This window comes from Eikenella exigua (assembly GCF_008805035.1).
In the GTDB taxonomy this organism is placed as follows: domain Bacteria; phylum Pseudomonadota; class Gammaproteobacteria; order Burkholderiales; family Neisseriaceae; genus Eikenella; species Eikenella exigua.
In genome coordinates, this window is sequence record NZ_CP038018.1 from 348,800 (window position 1) to 375,250 (window position 26,451).

23 protein-coding genes, 1 tRNA gene and 1 pseudogene are annotated in these 26,451 nt (G+C 57.0%); 13 read left to right on the forward strand and 12 right to left on the reverse strand.

Annotation, left to right across the window (positions count from 1 at the left end; all coding sequences use genetic code 11):
- Positions 1-82 precede the first annotated feature (82 nt).
- Positions 83-2,866, reverse strand: a complete 2,784-nt coding sequence (gene ileS, locus EZJ17_RS01900) for an isoleucine--tRNA ligase (RefSeq protein ID WP_067444200.1) — start codon at positions 2,864-2,866, stop codon at positions 83-85.
- A gap of 500 nt (positions 2,867-3,366) precedes the next feature.
- A complete protein-coding gene (locus tag EZJ17_RS01905) occupies positions 3,367-6,183 on the reverse strand; it encodes an Rne/Rng family ribonuclease (RefSeq protein WP_067440664.1) in 2,817 nt (938 codons plus the stop codon).
- A 706-nt stretch (positions 6,184-6,889) separates the two neighbouring features.
- On the opposite strand from EZJ17_RS01905, the gene EZJ17_RS01910 reads away from it, so the two are divergent.
- From EZJ17_RS01910 to EZJ17_RS01935, 6 genes are all read left to right on the forward strand, one after another.
- Entirely contained in the window at positions 6,890-7,873 is a 984-nt protein-coding gene (locus EZJ17_RS01910; RefSeq protein WP_067444202.1) for an RluA family pseudouridine synthase, read from the forward strand.
- Positions 7,874-7,985: 112 nt separating this feature from the next.
- Positions 7,986-8,384, forward strand: coding sequence for a PH domain-containing protein (locus EZJ17_RS01915; protein ID WP_151086018.1), 399 nt, complete (start codon positions 7,986-7,988; stop codon positions 8,382-8,384).
- 125 nt (positions 8,385-8,509) lie between these two features.
- Positions 8,510-8,740: a hypothetical protein gene (locus EZJ17_RS01920; RefSeq protein ID WP_067444206.1), complete on the forward strand. Its 231-nt coding sequence runs from the start codon at positions 8,510-8,512 to the stop codon at positions 8,738-8,740.
- A gap of 145 nt (positions 8,741-8,885) precedes the next feature.
- Positions 8,886-9,530: an HAD-IA family hydrolase gene (locus EZJ17_RS01925; RefSeq protein WP_067444208.1), complete on the forward strand. Its 645-nt coding sequence runs from the start codon at positions 8,886-8,888 to the stop codon at positions 9,528-9,530.
- 362 nt (positions 9,531-9,892) lie between these two features.
- Positions 9,893-9,966, forward strand: a tRNA-Gly gene (locus tag EZJ17_RS01930).
- Positions 9,967-10,235: 269 nt separating this feature from the next.
- Positions 10,236-11,576 carry an anaerobic C4-dicarboxylate transporter gene (locus EZJ17_RS01935; protein ID WP_067444210.1) on the forward strand — a complete coding sequence of 447 codons (1,341 nt, stop codon included), beginning with the start codon at positions 10,236-10,238 and terminating at the stop codon, positions 11,574-11,576.
- Between the two features lie 259 nt (positions 11,577-11,835).
- Here the strand turns inward: EZJ17_RS01935 and EZJ17_RS01940 are convergent, their stop codons facing one another.
- Positions 11,836-12,960 carry a polyamine ABC transporter substrate-binding protein gene (locus EZJ17_RS01940; protein ID WP_067440681.1) on the reverse strand — a complete coding sequence of 375 codons (1,125 nt, stop codon included), beginning with the start codon at positions 12,958-12,960 and terminating at the stop codon, positions 11,836-11,838.
- A gap of 399 nt (positions 12,961-13,359) precedes the next feature.
- Between EZJ17_RS01940 and EZJ17_RS01945 the strand changes: the two genes are divergently transcribed.
- The 5 genes and pseudogenes from EZJ17_RS01945 (at position 13,360) to EZJ17_RS01965 (ending at position 16,930) form a co-directional block, all read left to right on the forward strand.
- Positions 13,360-14,088, forward strand: a complete 729-nt coding sequence (locus EZJ17_RS01945) for a metal ABC transporter ATP-binding protein (protein WP_067440684.1) — start codon at positions 13,360-13,362, stop codon at positions 14,086-14,088.
- Between the two features lie 26 nt (positions 14,089-14,114).
- The gene (locus tag EZJ17_RS01950) at positions 14,115-14,441 is read left to right on the forward strand and encodes a hypothetical protein (protein WP_067444214.1); all 327 of its coding nucleotides are present in this window, start codon (positions 14,115-14,117) and stop codon (positions 14,439-14,441) included.
- A gap of 25 nt (positions 14,442-14,466) precedes the next feature.
- Positions 14,467-14,573 (forward strand): annotated as a pseudogene (locus tag EZJ17_RS10930) (IS5/IS1182 family transposase); the annotation flags it as partial.
- 39 nt (positions 14,574-14,612) lie between these two features.
- Positions 14,613-15,485 carry a metal ABC transporter permease gene (locus tag EZJ17_RS01960; RefSeq protein WP_067440690.1) on the forward strand — a complete coding sequence of 291 codons (873 nt, stop codon included), beginning with the start codon at positions 14,613-14,615 and terminating at the stop codon, positions 15,483-15,485.
- Between the two features lie 491 nt (positions 15,486-15,976).
- On the forward strand, positions 15,977-16,930 hold the full coding sequence (locus EZJ17_RS01965; RefSeq protein ID WP_205748066.1) for a metal ABC transporter solute-binding protein, Zn/Mn family: 954 nt from the start codon (positions 15,977-15,979) through the stop codon (positions 16,928-16,930).
- Positions 16,931-17,038: 108 nt separating this feature from the next.
- Here the strand turns inward: EZJ17_RS01965 and EZJ17_RS01970 are convergent, their stop codons facing one another.
- The 3 genes from EZJ17_RS01970 to EZJ17_RS01980 form a co-directional block, all read right to left on the reverse strand.
- A complete protein-coding gene (locus EZJ17_RS01970) occupies positions 17,039-17,365 on the reverse strand; it encodes a hypothetical protein (RefSeq protein ID WP_067440786.1) in 327 nt (108 codons plus the stop codon).
- Positions 17,366-17,497: 132 nt separating this feature from the next.
- Complete coding sequence (locus EZJ17_RS01975) at positions 17,498-18,079, reverse strand: SH3 domain-containing protein (RefSeq protein WP_151086023.1); 582 nt, start codon at positions 18,077-18,079, stop codon at positions 17,498-17,500.
- Positions 18,080-18,208: 129 nt separating this feature from the next.
- A complete protein-coding gene (locus EZJ17_RS01980; protein WP_067440702.1) occupies positions 18,209-18,769 on the reverse strand; it encodes an SH3 domain-containing protein in 561 nt (186 codons plus the stop codon).
- 480 nt (positions 18,770-19,249) lie between these two features.
- On the opposite strand from EZJ17_RS01980, the gene EZJ17_RS01985 reads away from it, so the two are divergent.
- Positions 19,250-20,650: a Na+/H+ antiporter NhaC family protein gene (locus EZJ17_RS01985; protein WP_067440704.1), complete on the forward strand. Its 1,401-nt coding sequence runs from the start codon at positions 19,250-19,252 to the stop codon at positions 20,648-20,650.
- A 344-nt stretch (positions 20,651-20,994) separates the two neighbouring features.
- Here the strand turns inward: EZJ17_RS01985 and EZJ17_RS01990 are convergent, their stop codons facing one another.
- Genes EZJ17_RS01990 through EZJ17_RS10230 form a run of 4 tightly spaced genes read right to left on the reverse strand, consistent with a single transcriptional unit; the run spans position 20,995 to position 23,102 of the window.
- Entirely contained in the window at positions 20,995-21,441 is a 447-nt protein-coding gene (locus EZJ17_RS01990) for an ExbD/TolR family protein (RefSeq protein WP_023887013.1), read from the reverse strand.
- A gap of 4 nt (positions 21,442-21,445) precedes the next feature.
- The gene (locus EZJ17_RS01995) at positions 21,446-22,102 is read right to left on the reverse strand and encodes a MotA/TolQ/ExbB proton channel family protein (protein WP_067440707.1); all 657 of its coding nucleotides are present in this window, start codon (positions 22,100-22,102) and stop codon (positions 21,446-21,448) included.
- Positions 22,103-22,153: 51 nt separating this feature from the next.
- On the reverse strand, positions 22,154-22,969 hold the full coding sequence (locus tag EZJ17_RS10750) for an energy transducer TonB (protein ID WP_167508162.1): 816 nt from the start codon (positions 22,967-22,969) through the stop codon (positions 22,154-22,156).
- Complete coding sequence (locus tag EZJ17_RS10230) at positions 22,905-23,102, reverse strand: hypothetical protein (RefSeq protein ID WP_167508163.1); 198 nt, start codon at positions 23,100-23,102, stop codon at positions 22,905-22,907. Before EZJ17_RS10230 ends, EZJ17_RS10750 begins: the two co-directional genes overlap by 65 nt.
- Before the next feature lie 554 nt (positions 23,103-23,656).
- Here EZJ17_RS10230 and EZJ17_RS02005 point away from each other — a divergent pair.
- Positions 23,657-24,994: a sodium-dependent transporter gene (locus EZJ17_RS02005; protein ID WP_067440713.1), complete on the forward strand. Its 1,338-nt coding sequence runs from the start codon at positions 23,657-23,659 to the stop codon at positions 24,992-24,994.
- Between the two features lie 184 nt (positions 24,995-25,178).
- Here the strand turns inward: EZJ17_RS02005 and EZJ17_RS02010 are convergent, their stop codons facing one another.
- Together EZJ17_RS02010 and EZJ17_RS02015 are read right to left on the reverse strand one after the other, a co-directional pair.
- Positions 25,179-25,649, reverse strand: a complete 471-nt coding sequence (locus EZJ17_RS02010; protein ID WP_067440716.1) for an Aca2/YdiL-like domain-containing protein — start codon at positions 25,647-25,649, stop codon at positions 25,179-25,181.
- Positions 25,650-25,668: 19 nt separating this feature from the next.
- Positions 25,669-26,445 carry a tRNA threonylcarbamoyladenosine dehydratase gene (locus tag EZJ17_RS02015; protein WP_067440719.1) on the reverse strand — a complete coding sequence of 259 codons (777 nt, stop codon included), beginning with the start codon at positions 26,443-26,445 and terminating at the stop codon, positions 25,669-25,671.
- Between the last annotated feature and the right edge of the window lie 6 nt (positions 26,446-26,451).

Here is a 26,451-nt window from a genome sequence, read left to right on the forward strand (position 1 = left end):
AGGTGGGCAACTAATGCCCACCTTATTGCTGCGGATATTTTAACTTCGTTGAAGCTGACGCTTTCAGGTAGCCTCAACCGGCTTAGGCGTAATCCCGCTCTTCGCCTTTGCCGTCCACATTCTCGGCGCAGCGGGCGCACAGGGTGGGGTAGGCGGCAACGCTGCCTACGCTGTCCACATAGTGCCAACAGCGTTCGCATTTGGGTGCAGTACTGGGGCGGACTTCGGCGGTGAGCTCATCGCCTTTTTGCAGGTCGATTTTGGAAACGAGCATGGCGAAGCGCAGTTCGCTGCCGAGTGCTTTCAGGTAGCCGTATTGCGGTTCGGGCGCGGTGAGGACGACTTCGGCCTGCAATGAGGAGCCAACGGTTTTGTCGGCACGCAGCGGCTCGATGGCGGCGGTAACGGCGGCACGGGCTTCGCGGATGTGTGTCCATTTTTCCACGAGTGCGGCTTCGCCGGCGGCGGGGATGGGCGGGAAGTCGTGCAGGGTGTGGTAGAGCACGCTGTCTTCTTCGCCGCCGCCGATGATGTCCCACGCTTCTTCGGCGGTGAAGCAGAGGATGGGCGACATCAGCAGCACGAGGCTGCGGGTTATGTGGTAGAGCGCGGTTTGTGCGCTGCGGCGGGCGTGGCCGTCTTTTTTGGTGGTGTAGAGACGGTCTTTCAGGATGTCCAGATAGAACGCACCGAGGTCTTCGGAGCAGAACTGTACGATGTCCTGCACGGCGAAGTGGAAGGCGTAGCGCGGGTAGTGGCTACCTGAAACTTTTTCCTGCAACTGACGCGCCAGTACGAGGGCGTAGCGGTCGATTTCCACCATGTCGGCCTGCGGCACGGCATCTTCAATCGGGTTAAAGTCTTTGAGGTTGGCGAACAGGAAGCTCAGTGTGTTGCGGATGCGGCGGTAGCTTTCGGTTACGCGTTTGAGGATTTCTTTGGAAATCGCCAATTCGCCGCTGTAATCGGTGGCGGCAGCCCACAGGCGAAGGATGTCGGCGCCGAATTTGTTATACACCTCTTGCGGGGCGACCACGTTGCCGATGGATTTGGACATTTTGCGCCCGTTCTGATCGACCACGAAGCCGTGGGTGAGCAGTTGTTTGTAGGGCGCGCGGCCGAGGGTGGCGCAGCCGGTGAGCATGGAGGATTGGAACCAGCCGCGGTGCTGGTCGCTGCCTTCCAGATACAAATCGGCCGGCCAAGCGAGCTCGGGGCGCTGTTTCAGCACGGAGAAGTGGGTGCTGCCGGAATCGAACCACACGTCCATGGTGTCGGGCAGTTTGTCGTAGTGTTCGCAGTCTGCGGGCGACAAGAGCTCGGCTTTATCCAGCTCAAACCAGGCATTGATGCCTTTTTGCTCGATGAGCAGGGCAATTTTTTCCAACAACGCGGCGGAATCGGGGTGCAGCTCGCCGGTTTCTTTGTGGGCGAAGAAGGTCATCGGTGTGCCCCAGAAACGCTGGCGGCTCACCACCCAGTCGGGACGGCCTTCAATCATGGCTTCGAGGCGGGCGCGGCCCCAGGTGGGGAAGAATTCGGTGTCGTCCACGGCTTTCAGGGCTTTGTCGCGCAGGGTTTTGCCGTCTGCACCGGCTTTATCCATGCCGATAAACCATTGGCTGGTGGCGCGGTAAATCAGCGGGGTTTTGTGCCGCCAGCAGTGGGCGTAGCTGTGTTCGATTTTGCTGTGGGCGAGTAGGCGGTTGTTTTCTTGCAGCCAGGCGATAATCGGCTGATTGGCTTCCCACACGGTCATGCCGGCCAAGCGCGGGGTGTCGGCAGCATAACGGCCTTGCGCGTTCACGGGGTTGATGAGCTCGATGCCGTATTTGTTGCAGACGAAATAATCTTCCAAACCGTGCGCAGGCGCGGTGTGGACGAGGCCGGTACCGGCTTCGGTGGTGACATGGTCGCCGTTTAAAACGGGGATGTCGCGCTCGATAAAGGGATGTTCGGCGTGCAGGTTTTCCAAATCTGCGCCGGTACATTCGGCGAGAATGGGGCTACCTGAAAAACCGTGGCGTTCCAGCGCGGCTTCGGCCAAATCTTTGGCTAGCACCAGTTTGCCACGCGGCGTGTCGATCAGTTGATACACGATGTCTGCGCCGGCGGAAATGGCTTGGCTGGCCGGCAGCGTCCACGGTGTGGTGGTCCAAATCACGGCAAAGGCTTCGCCGGAAATTTCAGGTAGCCTGAAAGCTTTAGCCAATGCGGCGGTGTCTTTAAACCGATACGCCACATCAATCGCGGGCGATACCTTGTCTTTGTATTCCACTTCGGCCTCGGCCAACGACGAGCCGCAGTCCAAGCAGAACTGCACAGGCTTGGCGCCGCGATACAGGTAGCCTGCTTTATAAATCTCGCCCAGCGTACGCACCGTGTCGGCTTCGGTTTGGTAGTCCATGGTCAGATAGGGGTCTTCCCAATCGCCGATCACGCCTAGGCGGATAAAGTCTTTTTTCTGGCGCAGAATCTGCTCAGCAGCATATTGGCGGCACAGCTCGCGGAACTTGCTGGGCGGCATTTCTTTGCCGTGCAGTTTTTCCACCATCACTTCAATCGGCAGGCCGTGGCAGTCCCAGCCCGGTACATAGGGCGCGTCGAAGCCCGCCAGCGTTTTGCTGCGGATGATGATGTCTTTTAAAATTTTATTGACTGCATGACCGATGTGGATGTCGCCGTTGGCATAGGGCGGGCCGTCGTGCAGGATAAATTTGGGGCGGCCGGCCGCAATTTTGCGCAGCTTCTGATAACGTTTTTCGTCCTGCCACTGCTTCACCCATGCCGGCTCGCGCTTGGCCAGATTGCCGCGCATGGGGAAGGGGGATTCGTAGAGGTTTACGGTTTTGGCGTAGTCGGTCATGTTGGTCTCGGAATGGTTTGATTACGGCTGTGCGGCGGGCAGTTGCAGCTTGCCTGCCGTGCCGGAATAAAATAAAAAACAAGTTGCCGATTTTATAAGGATTTGGCGCAAAAGGCTACCTGAAAGCGGGGTTTCGGCTGAGGTAATCTGCGATAAATCGGGCGGAGGTGTTTCAGGTAGCCTCAGTCGGGAGGGGAGGCTACCTGAAAATAGGGAGCGGGCGATGGGTTGGGCTTGCTATAGCGGAAACACTTTATTTCATACGGCGTTGGCCCGCCCTGCTGTATAACAAACCAACTGAACTTTCGCTACAGCGTTAGTTTACCTTGTTGTACCTTTGTACTGTTTGCGGCTCGCCGCCTTGCACCGATTTGTTCTTATATCTGTGCAGGCGTTTTGCGATTAAATTTCAGGTAGCCTCCAAGGCCACAAACCAACCGCCCCAAGCAATCGTTCGGGGCGGTTGGTTTGTGGCCTTGGAGGCTACCTGAAAGCCTACATCAGCTGCGGTAGGTTTCTACTTGCTGCAGTTGCTGAGGCTCGGGCACGGTGGCCGGAGCGGCAGGGGTAACATCGGCGCGGCGCAGGCCTTTGGGCTGTTCGGGCTCGGGCTGAACGGCAGTAAGTGCGGCGGGATCGGTTTGTACCAATACCAAACCGCCGAGATCGGCAACAGCAGGTTCGGCTGCGGTTGGCTGTGTGGGTTGTACCACGGCTGCCGAGGCCATTTCTACCGCTTGGGCTGCGGCAGCAATGGAATCATCAACAGTTGCAGCTTCCGGAGCGGCTTGAGTTTCGGCAGATGAGGTTGCTACAGCTACGGTTTCAACAACAACGGCTTCTTCCTGTGCTGCTTCCACAGCCGGGCTTGCAACAGCAGCCGGGTTGACGGCTTCGGCAGCTTCCACGGCTTCGGCAGTGTTTTCTTCGGCAAACACGAAGGTGGGTGCATCGGCTTCATCGGCCACCTCGGGGATGGTGATGACCAGCGGTTTATCGTTGTCGGCCTCATCGGGCTGCGGCACGGGGGCGGGCGCTTCGGTGTGCAGGCCCAATACCACGTCGGCAGCGGATTTCACCAGCTCGGCTTGCAGCGGAATATCCAGATATTGGATGATTTTCTGTGCGGAGGGGATGTTGCGCTGGCGGCCCCGGCCTTTGCCGTTGCGCTGGCCGTTGTCTTGTCGGCGGTCGCGGCCGGAGCGGCGTTCGTTGCGTTCGCCGCGTTCATTGTTACGCTCGCGCTCGCCGCGTTCGCTGCCACGCTCTTGGTTTTCTGCATAGTTGCCGGTTTCGTCAGCAAAGCGTTCGGGGATATCAGCCGCTTGGCCGGCGGCCTGCAGCTTATCGTTTTCCGCCGAGGCTACCTGAACATCGCTGTCTTTGCGTTGGCGGCGGCGTTGGCGCGGATTGGGCTGTTGCTCGGCAGCGGATTTTTCAGCCGGCTGTTGCGGGGCGCGGTTATCCAAGGTTTCGGCATCGTCGGCGGCTTGCTGACGTGACGGGCGGTTGTTGCCGTTTTGGCCACGCTGCTGGCCGCGGTTACGCCGGTTGCGGTTTTGTTGGGCTTTGCTGCGGTTGCCGCCATTACGCCCATTGTTGGCTGCGGGGGCTTCGGCGGGTTTGGTTTCGCCGCCGCCGAACAATTTGGCAAACCAGGCGCCGATACCGGCCAGCAAGCCGGGTTCGGCAGGCTGCTGCACTATGGGGGCGGGGCTGCTGTGTTTGATGCCTTTTACGGCGGGCTCAGGTTTCACCGGCTTGGCTTGGCGGCCGATTTCCAAGGTTTGGCTGTCGTCTTCTTCGGGGATTTCGACTTGTTTGTAGCTGGGTTCGGCGTCGTCGTCCACGTCGTCGGGGCGTACGCGGGTGATGTTGTAGTGCGGATTTTCCAGATGGGTGTTGGGAATCATCAGGATGGATACATCCAGCCGCTCTTCCAGGCCGAACAGCTCGGCACGTTTTTCGTTGAGCAGGAAGGTGGCCACGTCCACCGGCACTTGGGCATGCACTTCTTCGGTGTTGTCCTTCATCGCTTCTTCTTGGATGATGCGTAACACGTGCAGGGCGGTGGATTCGATGCCGCGGATCACGCCGGTGCCGGCGCAGCGCGGGCAGGCCACGTGGCTGCTTTCGCCCAGGGAGGGGCGCAGGCGCTGGCGGGAAAGCTCAAGCAGGCCGAAGCGGGAAAGTTTGCCCATCTGCACGCGGGCGCGATCTTTCCGTAGCGCGTCGCGCAGGGTGTTTTCCACATCGCGCTGGTGCTTGGGGTTTTCCATGTCGATGAAGTCGATCACGATCAGGCCGCCCAAGTCGCGCAGGCGCATTTGGCGGGCCACTTCTTCGGCGGCTTCCATATTGGTTTGGAAGGCGGTTTCTTCGATGTCGGCACCGCGGGTGGAGCGGGCGGAGTTCACGTCTACGGAAACCAGGGCTTCGGTGTGGTCGATCACGATGGCGCCGCCGGAAGGCAGGCTCACGGAGCGCGAGAAGGCGCTTTCGATTTGGTGCTCAATTTGGAAGCGGGAGAAGAGCGGGATGTGATCGTCGTAGTATTTGAGCTTGCCCACGTTGTGCGGCATCACATAGCTCATGAATTCCTGCACTTGGCCGAACACTTCGCGGTTGTCGATGAGGATTTCGCCGATGTCGGAGCGGTAGTGGTCGCGGATGGCGCGGATGAGCAGGGAGCTCTCCATAAAGAGGAGGTAGGGGTCTTGATGGGCGTTGCCGGCTTCTTCGATGGCACGCCACAGTTGCAATAGGTAGTTGAAATCCCATTGCAACTCTTCCACGCTGCGACCGATGCCGGCGGTGCGGGCGATTAGGCTCATGCCGTGCGGCACGTCGAGCTGGCTCATGGCGGCTTTAAGCTCTTGGCGCTCTTCGCCTTCGATACGGCGGGAAATGCCGCCACCGCGCGGGTTGTTCGGCATGAGCACAAGATAGCGGCCGGCCAGGCTGATGAAGGTAGTGAGCGCGGCGCCTTTGTTGCCGCGTTCGTCTTTTTCCACCTGCACGATAACCTGCATACCTTCCTGCAATACATCTTGGATGCGGGCGCGGCCGCCGTCGTAGTCTTGGAAGTAGGCGCGGGAAACTTCTTTGAAGGGGAGGAAGCCGTGGCGGTCGGTGCCGTAGTCCACGAAGCAGGCCTCGAGCGAGGGCTCGATGCGGGTGATGATGCCTTTGTAGATATTGCCTTTGCGCTGTTCTTTGCCCAGCGTTTCAATGTCGAGATCGAGCAGGTTTTGCCCGTCTACAATCGCCACGCGCAGCTCTTCGGCCTGGGTGGCGTTAAATAACATACGTTTCATGATATTGCTAACCTTTTGGTTGGTTTGCAATTCCGAAGCGCGTAATTAGTTTGGCCGCTTTGCTGCCGCTGGGGAAGGCTACCTGAAAACAAAGCTTCAACGAAGTTAAAACCGGCAGCCGTATACTGTGCGGGCCTGAAGCGCGGTGTGCGGCGAACCGCCTTGGCAGTCGGGCAGCCGGCATCGGGCGCGGGCAGAAAACGGTAAAGAAGGTAGTGAAAGAACGGGGCGGGCATCGCTGCCGCGCCGGCCGCCGAATGGGCGGCGGATTTGGCAAGCCGCGGTAGGCCGGATAGCGGCCGCTTACGGCGGGGTATAGCGGATTAATTTTAAAACAAGGCTGTGTTGGCTTGTTTTGCCGTACTGCTTGGATTGAGGCTCGCCGCTTTGCTCTGGTTTAATACTTAATCCGTTATTAATTTCGGTGTTGTAGTCTTCTTTAAGCCCGGCAGCGGGTGCGGCGGCGCGCTGGTCGCGTCTTAGGCCGTTTGGGCTGCCGGAGCCGTAAACTCAATTACTATTTCAATCTGCCTGCCAAAATGCGCGGCAGGTAGAGGAAAGCAGTTCGGAATTGTCTTTTTACGATAAAATAAACAGTAAACAATCAACTTGCCAACCCGGCGGCACCCTTTGTTTTTCGCTTCGTTGAAGCTTGGCTTTCAGGTAGCCTGGGCACGGTGTCGGCAGGGAGAGGATTATAGAGAAAATGCCAGCAATTAGCAAAAATTCAGTCAATTATTTGAGCGTGGACGAAGCCGCCGCCGGGCAGCGTTTGGATAACTTTCTCATCCGCCTGCTCAAAGGTGTGCCCAAGAGCCATATCCACCGCATCATCCGAGGCGGCGAAGTGCGCGTGAACAAAAAACGCGCTGCTGCCGACAGCCGCTTGGCCGTGGGCGACGAAGTGCGGATTCCGCCGATTCGGCTGGCGCAGAAAGCCGAGCCGGCCAAGGCTGCCGTGCCGCCGCGCGAGTTTGACATTGTGTTTGAAGACGAACACCTTTTGGTGGTGGACAAACCTTCCGGCGTGGCCGTGCACGGCGGCAGCGGCGTGAGCTTCGGCGTGATCGAACAGCTGCGCCGCGCCCGGCCGCAGGCGCGTTATTTGGAATTGGTACACCGGCTGGACAAAGATACCAGCGGATTATTGGTGGTGGCCAAAAAGCGCAGCGCATTGGTGAAACTGCATGAAGCCTGGCGCAACGATAAGCCGAAAAAAGTATATTTGGCGCTGGGCATGGGCGCGTGGCCGCAGGGCGTGCGGCAGGTGAAGCTGCCGCTGTTCAAATACACCGGCGCGGCAGGCGAGAAAATGGTGCGCGTGAGCGAAGAGGGGCAGAGCGCGCACACGCTGTTCCGCGTGCTGGAAAGCTTTGGCGGCGCGCCGCTGCATGCGGTGGGGCTTTCCGCCCTGAGCCTGATGGAAGCCACGCTGCGTACCGGCCGCACCCATCAAATCCGCGTGCACATGCAGTCGCAAAATTGCCCGATTGCCGGCGACGAACGCTACGGCGACTACACCGCCAACCGCCGCCTGAAAAAGCTCGGCCTCAAACGCATGTTCCTGCACGCCCACCGCTTGGAGCTCGAACACCCGGCAAGCGGCGAAATGCTGGTGCTCACCGCGCCGCTGCCGGAAGAGCTGCGTCAGATGCTGGAGGGCTTGCGGCAGGGGCAAGAGGCTACCTGAATCGGAATGCCGGAGACGGAAGGTGAATGATGGAATACGAGCTGCGTATCAGTTTTTTCCGTTGCAGCCTATGGCTGTTGCCGAGAGAGGCGTTTTGCTCGGGTTCGCGTTTTTGCTTCTGAGCGGGAGCGATTCGGCGGCACGCGATACTTTTGCTTATGTGCTGTTGGGGCTGATTGCCGCAGGGGGCGGGTTGTTTGTGCTGCTGTGGCTGCGCTGCATCACGGGCTTTCGACCGGTTGTGCTGACGCAGCAGGGCGTGGTGCTGCGTTCCGTATGGGGCAGGAAGCGGCTGGTGCGCTGGGCGGATATCGAGGATGTGCGGGAGTGCACAATCCGTGCCAACGGCTGGAGCACTGATTTGGCAGCTTTGTGTTTGCGGGGAGACAGCCGGTATGCGTCGTATGATTGCCGCCATGCCGAGAGCAAGAAGCAATGGTATTGCTTCCATACAGCCACGTTATGCGCGGCGGGCATCGGAATGTGCAGCAGGTGTTCCGAAGCGCCCTGAGCCTCTATGAATCGCAGCTTTAGCCGGTGTCGATGTTCGGAAGAGGCTACCTGAAAAAAGTGTGTCCATTATTCCGGCTCTGTTTTTCAGGTAGCCTGTTTGCCATTTAGCCAAAAAGGAAAGATATGCAGCAAAACGATCAACAGCCCAAATTCAAAGTTATCCTGCCGGAAGGCTTTTCTTTGGAGCGCCCCAAGCAGGTGATCACCCAGCCCATCGAGAGCGGCCGTGCCGATTTGGAGGAAATCATGCGGCAGGAAACGGCGTGCCGCCAAGCTGAGGCAGAAGCCGATGAAATCATGATTAACGCCTTGCTGCACGGCGCAGGGCGCGGATTGAAGTGGGGCTATAGCTGAAATAATTATTTCTTCATACCAGGCGGCGAGCCGCAGACAGTACAAGTAGTACGGCCAGGCGAGCCAACGCAGTAGGAAGAAATAAGAATTTTAGCTATACCTGAAAATTCAGGTAGCCCAAACCCCAACACATCAAGGAATTCCCATGAAACCCTATCGCGTATTGATTTTTGACTGGGACGGTACCTTGGCCGATTCCACCGCCCAAATCGTGCAGGGCGTGCAAAACTCTTTCCAACGCTTCGGCTGGTCGCCTCCCGCCGAGGCCGACATCCGTGCCATTATCGGCTTAAGCCTGCACGATGCCTTACACCGCCTGTGCCCGCAGCTGAACCAACAGCAAATCGAAGCCGCCGCCCGCGCCTATCAGCATGAATACTTCCACTGCCGCGAGCAAACCGTTTTATTCCCCGACGCAGGCAATACCCTGCAGCGGCTGCAACAGCACTACTGGCTCGCCGTGGCCACCGGCAAAGGCCGGCGCGGGCTCGATGCCGCTCTGGACGAAACCGGTACACGCAGCTTCTTCCTCGCCACCCGCACCGCCGACGAATGCGCCTCTAAGCCCCAGCCGGAAATGGTGCTTTCCATCTGCGACGAATTAGGCGTGCATCCGGCCGAAGCCTTGGTAATCGGCGACACCACCCACGATTTGCACATGGCACACAACGCCCAGAGCCCAGCCATCGCCCTCACCACCGGTGCCCACACCCCTGCCCAACTGCAAACCGCCCCACATCTGGCCATGCTGGATGGTTTGGCCAGCTTGGCGGCTTGGCTGGCAGAATGAAGGCTACCTGAAAGCATAAGCTTCAATGAAGTTAAGATGAGTTTTGCGAGTTTCTGTGAAGCTAAGATTTTTTGCCGTGCAGTGTGGAGTAGAATGGCACGTTTTTGATATTACCGCTGTTTGTGGGCGGCAGCAGGCCAGAATTAAGGAGGGGGTGAGTCTGGAAGGGTGGTCGGCCGGATTTGGAGGCCTTGTGTGGCTCTGCTGACAGTGATGTGCGTTTGGATTGGGACTATCTGGTTTGCGAGACCGGCAGTGATGCCCAAGCGCCAGATAGGGTGCTGGGCGAGCTGACATTCCTCGATTAGGCGCAGGCTGGTAGTTTGCATGGAAATCCTCTATACTGCGCGCACTCCTGTTTTGCGGGTATCGTCTAATGGTAAGGCACCGGCTTCCCAAGCCGACTATGCGGGTTCGATTCCCGTTACCCGCTCCATTTTCTTTCCCATGCTACTTTCCTGGCATGGGATTTTGTTGGCAGTTTGTTAAGAAATATTTACAAATAGGTGGATGGAATGCAGAGGGGACGGCTTTTTCGGGCAGGGTGTGTGGGGAGGTGTAGTTAAGGATAAATATTTATTGTTTATATACAAATTATTATTTCGAATAAAGGCTACCTGAAAATAAAATCCGTTTTATTTTCAGGATAAAGTTTGGTAGACTCGGCGCTCTTTTTGCATACATAAATTTACTTTGGAGACCATAATGAGCTTTTTTGCTCAATATGCACAGTTTTTTATCCAGTTTGCCGTGGTGCTGTTGTGCATTCTGGCCGGCGCCCAAGTGGGCGGCATCGGCTTGGGCGTGTTCGGCGGCATCGGCTTGGCAATATTGTCGTTCGGTTTCGGCTTGGAGCCCACCAGCCCGCCGATTGATGTGATGCTGATGATTATGGCGGTGGTGTCGGCAGCGGCGGCGATGCAGGCGGCCGGCGGTTTGGACTATATGATTAAAATCGCCACCCGCGTGTTGCATAAAAACCCGAAATACATCACCTTTATCGCGCCGATGGTTACCTACACCTTCACCGTTTTAGCCGGCACGGGGCATGTGGCCTATTCCGTGCTGCCGGTGATTGCGGAAGTGAGCCGCAAAAACGGTATCCGCCCGGCACGCCCGCTCACCATGGCGGTGATTGCTTCGCAGTTTGCCATTGTGGCCAGCCCGATTGCGGCGGCGGTGGTGGCTTGCGTGAGCTACCTCGAGCCGCAGCATATTACGATGGCAGACGTGCTCAAAGTGAGTGTGCCCTCCACCATCATCGGCATCGGTATTGCCTGCGTGCTGGTGAACCGGATGGGCAAAGAGCTGAAAGACGACCCGGAATACCAACGCCGCCTGAAAGATCCGGCCTACAGCAAGCTGTATGATACGGAAACTGTTGCTGCCGATGCGCAAGTGAGCAGCAAAGCTAAGATTTCGGTGGGGATTTTCCTATTTGCCGCTATTTTGGTAGTGCTGCTCGGCGCAATGCCTTCGCTGCGTCCGGTATTTAACGACAAGCCGATGGGTATGGCGCACACCATTGAAATTGTGATGCTTTCTGCTGCCGCGCTGATTATTGTTACCTGCAAACCAGATGGTAACGCGATTACGCAGGGCTCAGTGTTCCATGCCGGTATGCGTGCCGTGATTGCCGTGTTCGGCGTGGCCTGGTTGGGCGATACGCTGATGCACGGGCATTTGGACGAAGTACAGCAAGCAGTGTCTGGCCTGGTGCAGAGTGCGCCGTGGGCGTTTGCCTTTGCGTTGTTTGTGCTCTCTATATTGGTGAACAGCCAGGGAGCCACTGTGGCTACGCTGTTTCCGGTGGCCATTTCGTTGGGCGTGCCCACGCCGGTTATCATCGGCACATTCGTGGCGGTGAACGGCTATTTCTTCATTCCGAACTACGGTCCGATTATTGCCGCCATCGATTTCGACAGCACGGGCACGACGAAAATCGGCAAGTTTATTTTCAACCACAGCTTTATGCTGCCCGGCCTGTTGAGCATGGGTTTCAGCCTGGCCTTCGGCCTGCTGTTTTCCAAGATGTTCTTTGGCTGAACAGTTTGATTGGAATACAAACGCCCGGGCTTTGGCTCGGGTGTTTTGCTTGGGGGAAGGCTACTTGATGTTAGCTTCTCAAGAACTCAAGCAGCTCGTTTGATTTCGTTGGGATTGCTGCTTTCAGGTAGCCTTTATGTAGCATACCGGAGCAGCAAACGGTGGGTGTCAAACCCAACTCTGATATTTGTTGTTATCCACGCCATTACAGGCTACCTGAAATTTTCAGGTAGCCTTTTGTGGTTTGCTTGTCTTGCCGTTATTTAATCGCCATCAGCCTTTGATAAAGCTGAGTCATCAGGCGGCTGGTGTGCGGGTCTTTGGGTAGGATAACGAAGCTGTTGGCCATGGCTTCTTCGCTGGGGAAGATAGATTCGTTGTTGCGGTATGCCTCGGGCATCAGCGCGCGGGCCGGCTGGCTGGCGGGGGCATAGGTAACGAAACTGCCGTTGGCGGCGGCCACTTTGGGGTCGAGGGTGTAGTTGATGTATTTGAGGGCGTTGGCGGGGTGGTGCGCGTCTTTGGGAATCATCAGGGAATCGATCCACACCGCCAGGCCGTTTTTAGGCACGAGCACTTGGATGTCGATGCCGTTGCCGGCTTCGATGGCCCGGTTGCGGGCGATGTTCAAATCGCCGCCGTAGCCCACGGCCACGCACAGGTTGCCGGCAGCGAGGTCGTTGATATAGGTGGAGGCGGTGAAGATGCGGATGTCTTTGCGTACGGCGCGCATCATATCGGTGGCCGCTTGCAGGTCTTCGGGCTTGGTGCTGTTGGGGTCTCTGCCTAAGTAGTTGAGCGCCAATGGGTATTGTTCGAGCGGGCTGTCGAAATAGGAAATGCCGCAGGATTTGAGTTTGGCAGTGTATTCGGGATTGAACACCAAATCCCACACGTTTTCGGGCATGGGCTTGCCGCCTAGGGCTTTTTGCATCATTTGGGTATTGATGGCCAGTGTGTTGATGCCCCAGAAATAGGGCACGGCGTATTTGTTGCCGGGATCCACCTGCTCCATCAGCTTGAGCAGGTGCGGGTCGAGATTGCTGTAGTTGGGGATTTGGCTTTTGTCGATGGGCTGGTAGGCGCCGGCTTGGATTTGGCGGCCTACGTTGGAAATGGAGGGTACCACCAAATCGTAGCCGCTGCTGCCGCTGAGCATTTTGGCTTCGAGGGTTTCGTTGTTGTCGTAGTAGGCGGAGCGGATAGTGATGCCGGTTTTCTCGGTGAAGGCGGTGAGGGTGGCGGGGTCGACATAATCCGCCCAGTTGTAGAGGTTGAGCAGGTTGGCGTTGTCGCCTTCGGGGGCGGAGGCTTCGCTTTGGGCTTGGCCGCCGCAGGCAGCGAGCAGGCCGGCGCAAATAGCGAGCAGGAGCAGTTTCTTCATTGTTATTCCTTGGTGGGCGGGAAGGGAAGGGTAAGTAGGCGCAAGTAATCTGGTCATTATAGCCAAACGCTTGGCTCCTTCATACCTTGTGCTAGGGAAACGGCGCGGCGGCGCGGTTGGGGCAACTGCGCTGTGCGGCAAGTATTTTTCAATATTGCCAACAAATTGGCACTTTGTCTGCACTAAATTAACGCAGCGGCATTTTCTACCTGCTTTTCAGGTAGCCTTCCGACTATGGAAAAAGCACATGTTATAGAGTATCATGCCGCCCGTTACAACATAACATTCAGCACACACTATGCACTCTTGGTTACTTCGCGGCGCCGGCAGCCGCCTGCTTTTGGCCGTATCGCTCATCGCCCTGATGCTGGGCGTGTTTGCCTGGACGGGTGCCGCATTATGAGCATCGTGTTCGACAACCTCACCGTGAGCTACCGCTGCCATCCCGCCGTACACCACATTTGCGGCGAATTCGCACCAGGCAGCATGTGGGCGGTGTTTGGCCCCAACGGCGCGGGCAAATCCACTCTGCTCAAAGCCATCATGGGGCTGTTGAAAACCAGCACCGGCAGCGTGCAATGGCAAGGCCTCGCCCGCCGCGACATCGCCTATCTGCCTCAGCAATCCGATATCGACCGCAGCCAGCCCATTTCCGTGTATGAGTTGGCCGCCATGGGTTTGTGGTATGAAATCGGCTTTTTCGGCGGCACCAAACCCGCACAACGCGAACGGGTGCACGCCGCGCTCGAGCGCGTGGGCATGGCCGATTTTGCCCGCCGGAGCATCGGCCAGCTTTCCAACGGCCAATTCCAGCGCGTGCTGTTTGCCCGCATGCTGGTGCAGGACGCCAAATTCCTGCTGCTGGACGAGCCCTTCAACGCCGTGGACGCGCGCACCACTTACGAATTGTTGGAAGTATTGCGCCAATGCCATCAAAACGAAGGCCGTGCTGTGATTGCCGTGCTGCACGATTATGAGCAGGTGCGCGCCTACTTCCCCCACACCTTCCTGATTGCCCGCGAAAAAATCGCCAGCGGCGCCACTGCCGACGTACTCACCGAAGGCTACCTGAAACAGGCCGCCGAAACCATGCACCGCACCGAACCGCGCGAATGGTGCGCCGCTTGAGTTTTCAGGTAGCCTGAACGCCATGTTTGCCGCCACTGTTGTTTTCTTCCGAAACTGCAGCGAAGATTTTCCCGTCGAAGCGTTCCCGCAGCGCATCCGCAGCCGCACACACTTCCCCGCCGAAGGCTATCCCGCACTTTGCGTCCAAAGGCAGCCGCGAAATGCTCGGCATCGTGTTTACCGCGTTTGAACACACCCGATTCGGCGAGCCGCTGCAAGCCGGGCTGGACTACCTTTATCCCGGCCGCGTGGATTATTCCGCCCTATGCCCCAGCACGGAATTTTGGATTATGGAAGGCGGCACCGCCGTGGGCGAAGGCGTAATCATTGCCAACGGCCATCCGCCTACCTGAAAACATGAGTTTCCACGAAACTGAACAATATAGTGGATTAAATTTAAATCAGGATAAGGCGGCGAGCCGAAGACAGTACAGATAGTACGGCAAGGCGAGCCAACGCTGTACTGGTTTAAATTTAATTCACTATAAAACCCAATCCATTTAACACGAATAAGCGCACACACCATGACCCTCTCCCAGCTCCTGATCGAACCCTTTGCCGACGATTTTATGCGCTATGCCCTTGCCTCCGTGCTGTTTCTGGCCGTGGGTGCGGCGCCGGTGGGCGTGTTTTTGGTGATGCGGCGCATGAGCCTGGTGGGCGATGCGCTCGGCCACGCAGTGCTGCCCGGCGCAGCGGCGGGCTATATTGCCGCCGGTTCGCTCAGCCTGCCCGCCATGAGCCTGGGCGGTTTTGCCGCCGGGCTGGCGATGGCGCTGCTGGCCGGCTTGGTGAGCCGCCACACCAATTTGAAGGAAGACGCAAATTTTGCTGCGTTTTATCTGGCCAGCCTGGCCTTGGGTGTGGTGCTGGTGAGCAGCTACGGCAGCAATGTGGATTTGCTGCATCTCTTGTTCGGTTCGGTGCTGGCGGTGGATACGCCTTCGCTGATTTTGGTGCTGTGCGTGAGCGCGGTGTCGGTGTTGACGCTGGCGCTGATCTACCGCCCGCTGATGCTGGAGAGCATCGATCCGCTGTTTCTGCGCGCAGTAAACGGGCGCGGCGGGCTGTGGCATGTGCTGTTTCTGATGCTGGTGGTGCTGAATTTGGTGGCCGGTTTTCAGGCCATCGGCACGCTGATGTCGGTGGGCGTGATGATGCTGCCTGCGATTACTGCGCGGCTGTGGTCGCGTAGCATGGGTGGGCTGATTGCGCTTGCGGTGCTGATTGCGCTCGCCTGCAGCTTCTGCGGCCTGCTGTTTTCCTACCATGTGGATATCCCCTCCGGCCCGGCGATTATTTTGTGCCTGGGCGGCGTGTATGCCATGTCGCTGTTTGTCGGGCGCGAGGGCGGGATGCTGCCCAAATGGTGGCGCGGAAGGCATTTGCGGACGTAGTGGCCGGCAGCTTGAAGGCTACCTGAAAATGCTCTGCGAAACTAAATTCTTAGTTCATATAGTTTTAGTGATATTTTGGATTTCGAGACAAATTATTTTTTGGGAAGTCTCACCATCTCCTACCCTGTTCGCTTTTGCGCCTCATGCCGGCGCGGGGCACTTCCTTTCTTTGCTTCACCAAAGAAAGGAAGCAAAGAAAGGCGACTGCGGGCACAGGTTTGGCTCCGCCAAACTTCCCTCCCTCCGCACGGTTTTTCGGGCGGGCTCGCAACTTGCGGCTGCGCTGCTTCGGGCATGCAAGCCCTTGTTTCCCGAAAAACCGCGCTCCGTTCGGCTGTGCCAGCAGGGGGCGCTGCATTGTACGTTTGTGGTGAATTTTCTGTTTTGAAATTCGCACATTAGTAAAAAGGCTACCTGAAATCTTTCAGGTAGCCTCACGGACGAGTCGGAAGACTCATATGACAACCAAACATAAGGAGTAAAAGATGAAATTGAAACATTGGAAACTCGGCCTGATTGCCGCGCTGTTTTCCGGCAGCTTGTATGCCGCGCCGGTGGAAGTGGTGTCGAGCTTCAGCATTTTGGGCGATGTGGCCAAGCAGGTGGGCGGCGAGCGCGTGAACGTGAGCAACCTGGTCGGCCCCGACCAAGACGCGCATGCCTACAACCTCACCAGCCGCGATATGCAGCGCATCCGCAATGCTAAGCTGGTGTTGGTGAACGGTTTGGGCTTTGAGCAGGCTGCGGTGATGCGCGGCATCCGCCAAAGCGGCGTGCCGTTTGCCGAGGCCACCAAAAACATCCAGCCGATGAAGGCCGAAGACCACGACGATGATGATCACGACCACCACCACGGCCACGGTCATGATCACGGCCACCACCACGGCCACGGTCATGATCACGGCCACCACCATCACGGCGAATTCGACCCGCACGTGTGGAACGACCCGGTGCTGATGAAAACCTACGCCCAAAACGTGGCCGACGCGCTGATTAAAGTCGATCCGCAAGGCCGCGCGTATTATCAGCAGCGCTTGAGCGGCTACCAAGCCCGCCTCGACGCCATGCACCAATGGGCGCAAACCCAATTCAACAGCGTGCCACAGGCACGGCGCAAAGTGCTCACCGGGCACGATGCCTTCAACTACATGGGCAAACGCTACCGCATCGAATTCATCGCCCCGCAAGGCGTGAGTACCGAAGCCGAGCCTTCAGCCCGCCAGGTTTCCGCCCTCATCCGCCAAATCCGCAGCCAGGGCATCCGCGCCGCGTTTAGCGAAAACATCAAAGATTCGCGCATGGTGGAACGCATCTCGCGCGAAACCGGCATCCGCGTCAACGGCAAGCTCTATTCCGACGCCCTGAGCCGCGGAGCTCCCGCCGCCACTTATGAGCAAATGTTCCGATACAACGTGAACGCACTGGTGAATGCGATGAAGCAGTAATTGTTTGAAATGGCATAGTCAAGGCTACCTGAAAACCGGAAAATCAGTTTTCAGGTAGCCTTTTATGATGGTGGAAACAAAGCGGTATGGCTTCAGCTCGCTATTAAACTATCTGCTTACGCTTAAATTGGCATCGTACGGTTCGGAATGTTCCGCCACGATTTGCTGCAAATCGCCCATCAGGCGGTCGATGGTTTGAGCGTATGCAACGGCATCGAGCCGGGAGAGCAGGTCTAACTCATCGAAACACTCAATAATGCTCTGCAATTTCGGCGGGCAGTAGGGCAGGATTTCATCATAATTTTTCGGCATGCGTAATGTCCAAATGCCTGCTTCCGGCGAAATGACTCCCGATTTGATGGCGCTCAATAAACCGAGCGCCAAGAAGGCGATATAGAGTGTGGGATTTGGGGTGCGGATATGAAGGGTAGGCATGATGAGTGGGAATTTGACAAACCGCAGCAAGCAGCCCGGTGATGAGTTTGGCACCATCATAGCCAAAGTAGTGCGCTGAATAAAGTTTCAGGTAGCCTGCATGGTATGGCAGGCTACCTGAAATGTTTCAGTTTAGCGCCCGGCTTTCGGACTTATCTGGCTTTTGTGTACATAGCCGTAATAAGCGGAGGTGAATATTCCCGATCTGCCGGTTACGCCCACGAAATGCCAGTTTCCTTTACGCTTGGCGGGGAATTCGATCAATCTTGTGCCATTGACAAAACGCCCCACCATGCCGGAGCGGTTGCCGGCGTTCCGGCGTATATTGGCCGAGCCGTCGGCGCTGTGCACGATATAAACGTGACGCAGGCTAACCTGGCTTTTGTGCACATAGCCGTTGATGATACGCCGCTCCTCCGACTGGTTCGGTCGCAAGGCCAGCCGCACGCGGTACCACGCGCCACTTTTGCCGAGGATGGCGGCTTCACCTTGATTGTCGCAAATGGCAAGGATGGCGGCGCGGGTGTTGGGATGGGCACGGATGTTTGCTCTCTTGCCGCCGTCGGTAACCAAATAGGTAGTGGGTTCGGCTTCGCCGGTTGCTACGGAGGACAGGCCGCAGCTATCGGGGGCAACATGGGCGGCGGCAGTGGCGGATAGCACCAACAGCACGGCGGCAAGGGCAGAGGTGCGGGTATGCAGTGATGAAAGCATGAGCGTGCTCCTGAGATAGGGTAGGAAGTTGGTGGCGGTGGTGCTTGCCGCCATTATATCCAACATTGCGCCGGATAAAGTTTCAGGTAGCCTGCGTAGTATGGCAGACTACCTGAAATGTTTTACTGTTTAGCGCCCGGCTTTCGGCCTCAATTGGCTTTTGTGCACATAGCCATAGGTATCGCTGTCGCTGCCGTGCACGCTCACATAGTGCCAGCTGCCTTGGCGCTTGGCGGGGTGTTCGATCACGGTGGTGCCGTTGGGGATGCGTTGCTGTATTTCGGCACGGCTGTTGGCATTCAGGCGCAGGTTGGCCGAGCCGTCGGCACTGTACACGGTATAAATATGGCGTAGGCTAACCTGGCTTTGGTGTACATAGCCGCTGATGATGCGCCGCTCTGCCGGCTGGTTTGGCCGCAAGGCCAGCCGCACACGGTACCACGCGCCACTTTTGCCGAGGATGGCGGCTTCGCTTTGATTGTCGCAAACGGCAAGGATGGCGGCGCGGGTGTTGGGCTGGGCGCGGATATTGACTTCTTCGCTGTTGTGGTTGGTGGCCAGATAGTTGGAAGGTGGCGCTCTGTCGGGCAGACCGCAGCTATCGGGGGCAACATGGGCGGCGGCAGTGGCAGATAGCGCCAACAGCATGGCGGCAAGGGCAGAGGTTCGAGTATGCAGTGATGAAAGCATGGGCTTGCTCCTGACTGGGGTTGGTTGGAGGAAATTCGTTACGGTTTCATCTGCCGCCATCATATCTAAATTGCCGTGCCAGATAAAGTTTCAAGTAGCCTGCGTGGTGTAGCAGGCTATCTGAAAGTTCGTGTTTCAATATAAGTTAAAACGGTCAAAGGCAGTATTTTTTCTAGGCAGTCTCTCGGTTGGGGCTTATTTTAGCCGAATCAGGTAGGTTTGTTGCAAGTACCGCTTGGAAAGGAGAGAGGACATTTATTTTTTATTCTATTCCATATTTAGCAATTTTATTTCACAAACATTGTTTTCGGTATGATTCCAAACTGTTTTTAGGTAGGCTGAAACACAAATCGGGCGAATCTATGCCCTTTTAAAATAGGTATTGCTGATGCCGAGATTGCCTTGCCGGGCGGGAAATGGTAGTTTGGCAGCCTATTTACAAAATTTGTAGCACAAACTGCCAAGTTGAAGCGGGAGGAGATGGAAGTGAACGAAACAAAAGAAGCCTTATTGGAAATGCAACCGTGCGAGGCGGCGGTGATAGCCGCGCTGGCAGTGGCCGTGATGGGCATTACCATGATTCATTTCGGCTGGGTGCCGCATTTGTCCGTGATTCTGGTGCTGTGCGGGCTGCTCGGCTTCGGCAAAGCCAAGGGGCTGGATTTTGGCCGTATGCAGCTGAGCATGGCGCGTGGCGTGCTCTCCGGCATCGGCGCGATTTATCTCTTCTTCTTTATTGGCTTGCTGGTATCGGCGCTGATGGTGTCCGGCGCGATTCCCACGCTGATGTATTACGGCTTCGAGCTGATTTCGCCACAGTTTTTCTATCTTTCTGCCTTCGTGCTCACTTCGATGGTGGGCGTGGCCATCGGCAGCAGCCTCACCACCTGCGCCACCCTGGGCGTGGCCTTTATCGGCATGGGCAGCGCGTTGGGTGCTAATCCGGCTGTGGTGGCCGGGGCGGTGGTGTCCGGCGCGTTTTTCGGCGACAAAATGTCGCCCATTTCCGACACCACCAGCATTGCCGCCTCCATTGTGGGCATCGATTTGTTCGACCACATCCGCAATATGATGTACACCACCATCCCCGCCTGGCTGCTTACCGCGCTGTTGCTTTGGCTGCTCTCCGGCCACACCGCTGCCGCTGATTTAAGCAGCGTGGCCACCTTCCAAACCCAGCTGCAGGCCAGTGGCTTAGTGCACGGCTACACCCTATTGCCCTTTGTCGTGCTGATCGTTTTGGCCATGCGCCGCGTGAACGCTATTTACACCATCATCATCACCATCGCCGTTTCCCTCGTGCTCACCTACCTGCACAGCCGCCCCAGTATCGAACAGCTCGGCGGCTACTTCTTCAACGGCTACGCGCCGCCAGAAGGCACCGATTTGGGCAATGTGGTCAAGCTGATTTCGCGCGGCGGCATCGGCAGCATGTTTTTCACCCAAACCATTGTTATCCTCGCCCTCAGCCTCGGCGGCTTGCTCAACGCCCTGGGCATTCTGCCCGCGCTGCTTTCCGGCATCGGCCATATGTTGGTCAACGCCGGCCGCGCCACCTTCACCGTGGCCGCCACTTCGCTGGGCGTCAACGTGCTCATCGGCGAGCAATACCTCAGCCTGCTCCTGGCCGGCAACACCTTCAAGCCCATCTACGAACGGCTCGGCCTGCACCCGCGCAACATCGCCCGCACCGTGGAAGACGCCGGCACGGTAACCAACCCGCTCGTGCCTTGGAGCGTGTGCGGCGTGTTTATCCACCACGCCCTGGGCGTGCCCGTGATCGATTATCTGCCCTACGCCTTCTTCTGCTACCTCAGTCTGCTGCTCACGCTGGTGTTTGGCTTCACCGGGCTTACCTTGAGCAAGAATGAGGCAGTATAAGCGGCACGGAACCGCAAATTATTGGAAAAGGCTACCTGAAAAGGGTAAGACAGGGCTCTGCTTCGCAGAAGCCGACATTTTCAGGTAGCCTTATATTACATATTACGCCCTGACAACAGGGGCAAGCAGTAAATTCTTTTGTTTTGGTTGGCACGTACAGGGGGATGCCGATATCCGGCCGGCGGCTGAGGAGGCGCTGCAATAAAGGGAGGGTGATTTGAGTCGGCGTGGCAATGCCGATCTACGGCGATATAAAAGGCTACCTGAAAACGCAGCGCAGCGGAGTTTCTGCACGGCTAAAGTTTCAGGTAGCCTTTGTTTATTCTATTTGCTTAGGTAGCAGTTTACTGTTGCGGCTGGGTGCGCTCTTTTTCTTCGGTAACGAAGCCGACTTTGCTCAGGCCGGCGTCGCGTACGGCGCTGAGGGCTTTTTCCACGTAGTCGAATTGGGCGTTTTTATCGGCGGCGATGGCAATCACTTGGTCGGGATTGGTTTTGGCCAGCTGTTGCAGCTGGCTTTCCAAGGCCTGCAGGGTAATCGGCTCGCCTTCGGCTAAGTGGTAGCTGCCGTCGGCGGAAATAGAAATGCGCAGCGGGTCTTTGGGTTGGGCGGCGTTTTCCGCCACTTGTTTGGCCGAGGCGGTGGGCAGTTCCAGCGGGATGGAGTGGGTCATCACCGGCATGGTAATCATGAATACAATCAGCAGCACGAGCATCACGTCTACCAGTGGGGTAACGTTGATGTCGGCCATGGGCGAATCGTCGCCGCTGTTCATCGAACCGAAGGCCATGCTCTTACTCCTTATTGTTCATAATTTTAACGTGCAAATCGTAGGCGTAGGCATCCATATCCTGCACCACCTGTTTGTTGCCGAACACGATGAAGTTGTAGGCCAGCACGGCGGGGATGGCGGCAAACAGGCCGATGGCGGTGGCCACCAGCGCTTCGCCGATGGGGCCGGCCACGGTGGCGATGTTTACCTGGCCTTGCAGGCTGATGTTTTCCAGCGCGTGGTAAATGCCCCATACCGTGCCGAACAGGCCGATAAACGGAGCGGTGGCGCCTACGGAGGCGAGAATGGTGAGGCCGCCGTTGAGGCCGCGTTTGGCAATATTCATTTGATGGCGGATGTGTTGCACCAAATAGTCGCCCAAGGGGATGCTGGTGAGCTGGCTGGCGGGGTTGGCGCGATATTGGCGCGCGGCCTGAATGGCTGATTCGGTGAGGTCGGCCAGCGGGGAGGGATGGGCTTTGGCCAAGCGCAGCATGTCATCGAGCGAGGCCACGGTGGCTACGGACTCAATCGTGCCCCGATTGGCGTGGCGCACTTGGTGCAGGCGGATGCTGCGCATGATGATAATCCACCAGGTAAGGACGCTCATCAGCACCAGCAGTATAAATACGGTAATCAATACAATGTCGCCTTGGGCGAAAACATGTCCTAAATTCATGATATTCCTAATGTTAATGATGAAATTGGATAATTGGTTTAGTTTGGAGCTTTAAGGGGCTTTAAACCGCAGGGTAAAAGTATAGCTTTGGCGCATGGGTTGGCCGTTGCGTTTGGCCGGTGTGAAGGTGTAGCGTTCGCGTACGGTTTTTTCTGCCGAACGGGCGAATAGTGGATGGGTGGCGGAGACCACTTCCACGCTGGATGGCTTGCCGTTGGCTTCCACCATCACGCGCAGTTTTACTGTGCCGCTGATGCCTTCTTCTTCCAGTTGCGGCGGGTAGGGTGGTTTCGGATTGTTCAGGTAGCCACCAAGGTGGGTGGGCGCGCTGTCGCCGCCACCTCCGCCGCCGGTGCCCGAGCCTTTGCCGTCGCCGACACCACTGCCTTCGCCACCGCCACGGCCACCACCTTTGCCGGGACCTTCCCCATCGCCTTCATCTTGGCCGTGACCTGTGCCACGACCGCCGCCACGGCCTCCGCCTTCTCCAGCAGAAGGCGTGCCTTTGCCACCACCGCCACCTGCGTTGGCGCCATGGCCTGTGTTCGGGTTGGTAGGGGCAATCGGCCGTTCAGGCTGTGCCTGCGGCACGGGTTCGGGGTGAGGTTGCGCTTGCGGCTTGGGCTCGGGTTTTGGTTCGACAGGTTTGGGCTGAACGATATCGGCGGGTTTGTCTTGCCGTTCCACCGGTTTGATTTGCGCGCGCTGCTCTGGAACAGGTTTGGCCGGCTGCGGCTTGGACTGCTCGGGTTTGGGCGCTGCGGGCGGGGTTTGCTCCAGTGGCCCGGCGGGCTGCTCGTCTTCAGATATGGTGTTGCCACCCGTACCGCCGCCGCCCCCCGCCGCCGCCGATCTCGCCGAGATCAACAAAGCTCAGCCCGGGCGGCTCAGCCGGCAGTTCCGGCGGCTTAATCGAGATCAGCAGCCAATACAGCAGGGCATGAGCGGCAATCACGAATAAGAGCGCGGCCGGGGATAAAAGACGGTTTTCGGTTTGCATAATAGGGCGGCATATTAGTGCGAACTATTTCTGTTTGCAAGGAGTTTCTATTTGATTGTTTAAGTGTCAGGTGTTTTCGCCAAAAAGCGTGTTTCAGTAGAGGGTGACGTGGAAGTGTAGATGACTTAGTCTTTTATCGCTAAAGCACTTCACTTTATTATTGCGTTGGCTCGCCTTGTTTCATTCCTGTATTGTCTGCGGCTCGCTGCTTGGTATGAAAAAATAATTGCTTTAGCTATAGATTGGAGACTGCCTAAAATTTCAGGTAGCCTTTGTGGTGCCTGTTTTATAATCAGCTAAAACTGGCTATATTGGTATAACTATCTGTTTGATAATCTAAAATATAATATATAAGAAATAAACTTGCTATTTAATATTTTATATAGCATAAAATGCTATAAATATAGAAAACAACAATCAACAGTGTCTGCATGCTGGCTGATTCAGGCAGGAAAACTGCGTAATGCGGCAGCGGCGCAGTTTTGGCAGCGGTTTGGATGTTTATTTTTGTTAAAATCGCTCTATTCTGAATAGTTTTGGATTATTGCAGTTTTATGAAATCTCCTGCTTCCTGGTCGTCTAAAATCGGCTTTATCTTATCTGCCGCCGGCTCTGCCATCGGCTTGGGCGCAATTTGGAAATTCCCCTACACCGCCGGCACCAACGGCGGTGCGGTGTTTGTGCTGATGTTTTTGATTTTCACCGTATTGGTGGCCTTGCCGGTGCAGCTGGCCGAGTTTTATATAGGCCGCAAGAGCGGCAAAAATGCAGTGGATGCGTTTAAAACGCTCGCGCCAAATAGCCTGTGGCCGTGGATCGGGCGCATGGGTGTGTTTGCCTGCTTTGTTTTGCTGTCGTTCTACAGCGTGGTGGGTGGCTGGGTGTTGAATTATGTGGTGCACGCATTCGATGGCAGCATTCATCCGAATGCGGATTTCGGTGTGCTGTTTGGCAGTACGATTTCCAGCCCGGCAGGCTCAATCGCCTATCAGGGGCTATTTATGTTGATGACGGTGTGTGTGGTAAAAAGCGGCATTGCGGCGGGAATCGAACGGGCGAACAAATACATGATGCCCGCGCTGTTTGTGTTGCTGCTATTGCTGGCGGTGCGTTCGCTCACGCTGGATGGCGCGATGGCGGGCATCTCCTTCCTGCTCAAGCCTGATTGGTCGCACTTCACGCCGCAAACCATGCTCACCGCACTGGGGCAGGCCTTTTTCGCGTTGAGCTTGGGCGTATCCACCATGATTACGTATGCCGCCTATCTGGATAAAAAACAGGATTTGTTCCGTTCGGGCAACAGCATTATGTGGATGAATCTGCTGGTGTCTTTATTGGCGGGCTTGGTGATTTTCCCCGCCGTGTTCGCCTTCAACTTTGAGCCGGGGCAGGGGCCGGGGCTGATTTTCGTGGTGTTGCCTGCCGTGTTTATGAAGCTGCCGCTGGGGCAAATTCTGTTTGCCGTGTTTATGCTGCTGGTGGTATTTGCCACGCTCACTTCCGCCTTCTCCATGCTGGAAACCGTGATTGCCGCCGCCATCCGCGAAGACGAAAGCAAACGCAGCAAAACCACCTGGCTGATCGGCACGGCGATTTTTATTGTCGGCATTCCCTCCGCGCTCTCGTTTGGCGTGCTCTCCGAATGGAAGCTGTTCGGCAAAACGCTGTTTGACCTGTGGGACTACATGATTACCGCACTGATTATGCCGATCAGCTCGCTTTTGGTGGCGGTGTTTGTGGGCTGGATACAGCAGAAGAGCGATGTGTTCGAACACATGCGTGAAGGCAGCAGCGTGCCGCAAACCGTGATTGCGCTGTGGCTCAATGCGCTGCGTTTCCTCGCGCCGGTGGCGATTTTGCTGGTGTTTGCCAATACGTTGGGTTGGATTTAACGGCTTTCAGGTAGCCTTATGGAGGGATTCTTATAACTGAAAGCAAATTGGCGAGCCTTAGTCGCTGCGGGATGCAGTAGGGTAAAGCGATACCGTGGCAACGATAGAGCTTTAGAGCTTTCTCTAAATATAAGCGGTAAAAAGGCTACCTGAAATTTCAGGTAGCCTTTTTTTAGTGCCCATATCATCGGGATTGCTCAAATTGCTCTTGTGCCCAGCGTTGGCGGTTGTCGGGGGTGTCGGCGGGTTGGGCTTGCCCCTGTCGCCAGTTGCGGTAGGCTTCGGCATCGAAGGCAATCACCCGACCGCCCATGGCGGCCACTTCGCCGGCCACGCTTTGGCTGATGCGCCAAGAGGCTAGGTCGGGGCAGGCGTTTGGTTCGGGATACCATAGCACCACCACGGCATTGCCGCCCTGCATTTGGGCTTCGATTTGTTCGGCATACTGGTCGATGGCTTGGTATTTCTGGTTGAGGCGGGTTTCTACGGCGCGAACCACGTGTAGGGGGATGGGGGCGGCGCCATTTTCCCATTGTGCCCATTTTTCGGCAGAAGCGCCGTGGGGGAAATCGACATTGGCGGCAAGAGCTTGGCCGGCTTCGGCTTGGGTGAGGCCGAGGTTGCGGCGCAGGGCTTTGAGTTCGATGGGGAACATGGTTTTCCTTTTGGGTTGGTTATTTAATTTGTGCGGCCAAGTGTTCTATTGCTGCCTGTGCGCAAAACAGGCCGAAGGCGGCGGTAACCAGCATGCTCGCGCCGTAGCCCGCGCAAGACAATCCTTGCGGTGCGGTGTCGGTTTCGCAGGCGGTGCCGGTTTGCGGCGGGGTGACGTTTTCTTCGGAATAGATGCAGCTCACTTTCATGCGCTCTTTCGGATCGCGCGGAAAGCCGTGGTGGCGGCGCAGGGTGTAGCGCAGGTTGGAAAGCAGCGGGTCGTGGGTGGTGCGGGCGAGGTCGGCGCGGCGGATGAGGGCGGGGTCGCGCTGGCCTCCTGCACCGCCGGACACCACAAAGGCCTGCTTTTTCGCCACAAAATGGGCGGCCATGGCGGCCTTCACGCACACTTGGTCGATGGCATCGATCACAAAATCAAACGGCTCGGCAAATAAGGTTTGCACGTTTTCCGCATCCACAAAATCTTCGATTTCATGCACGGTGCAGGCGGGGTTGATTTGCAGGATGCGCCAGTGCAGCGCGGTTACTTTGGGCAGGCCGAAATTGTCGGTGAGTGCGTGGAGCTGGCGGTTGGTGTTGGATTCGGCTACGTTGTCCAAATCAATCAGCGTGAGCCGGCCGATGCCGCTGCGCGCCAGCGCCTCCACCGCCCAAGAGCCCACGCCGCCCACGCCCACCACGCAAACATGGGCTTGGGCAAAGCATTGCAGGGCGGCAGAGCCGTAGAGGCGGGAAATGCCGCCGAAGCGGCGCTCGTTTGGGGCGGGAGTAATCATCGGGAT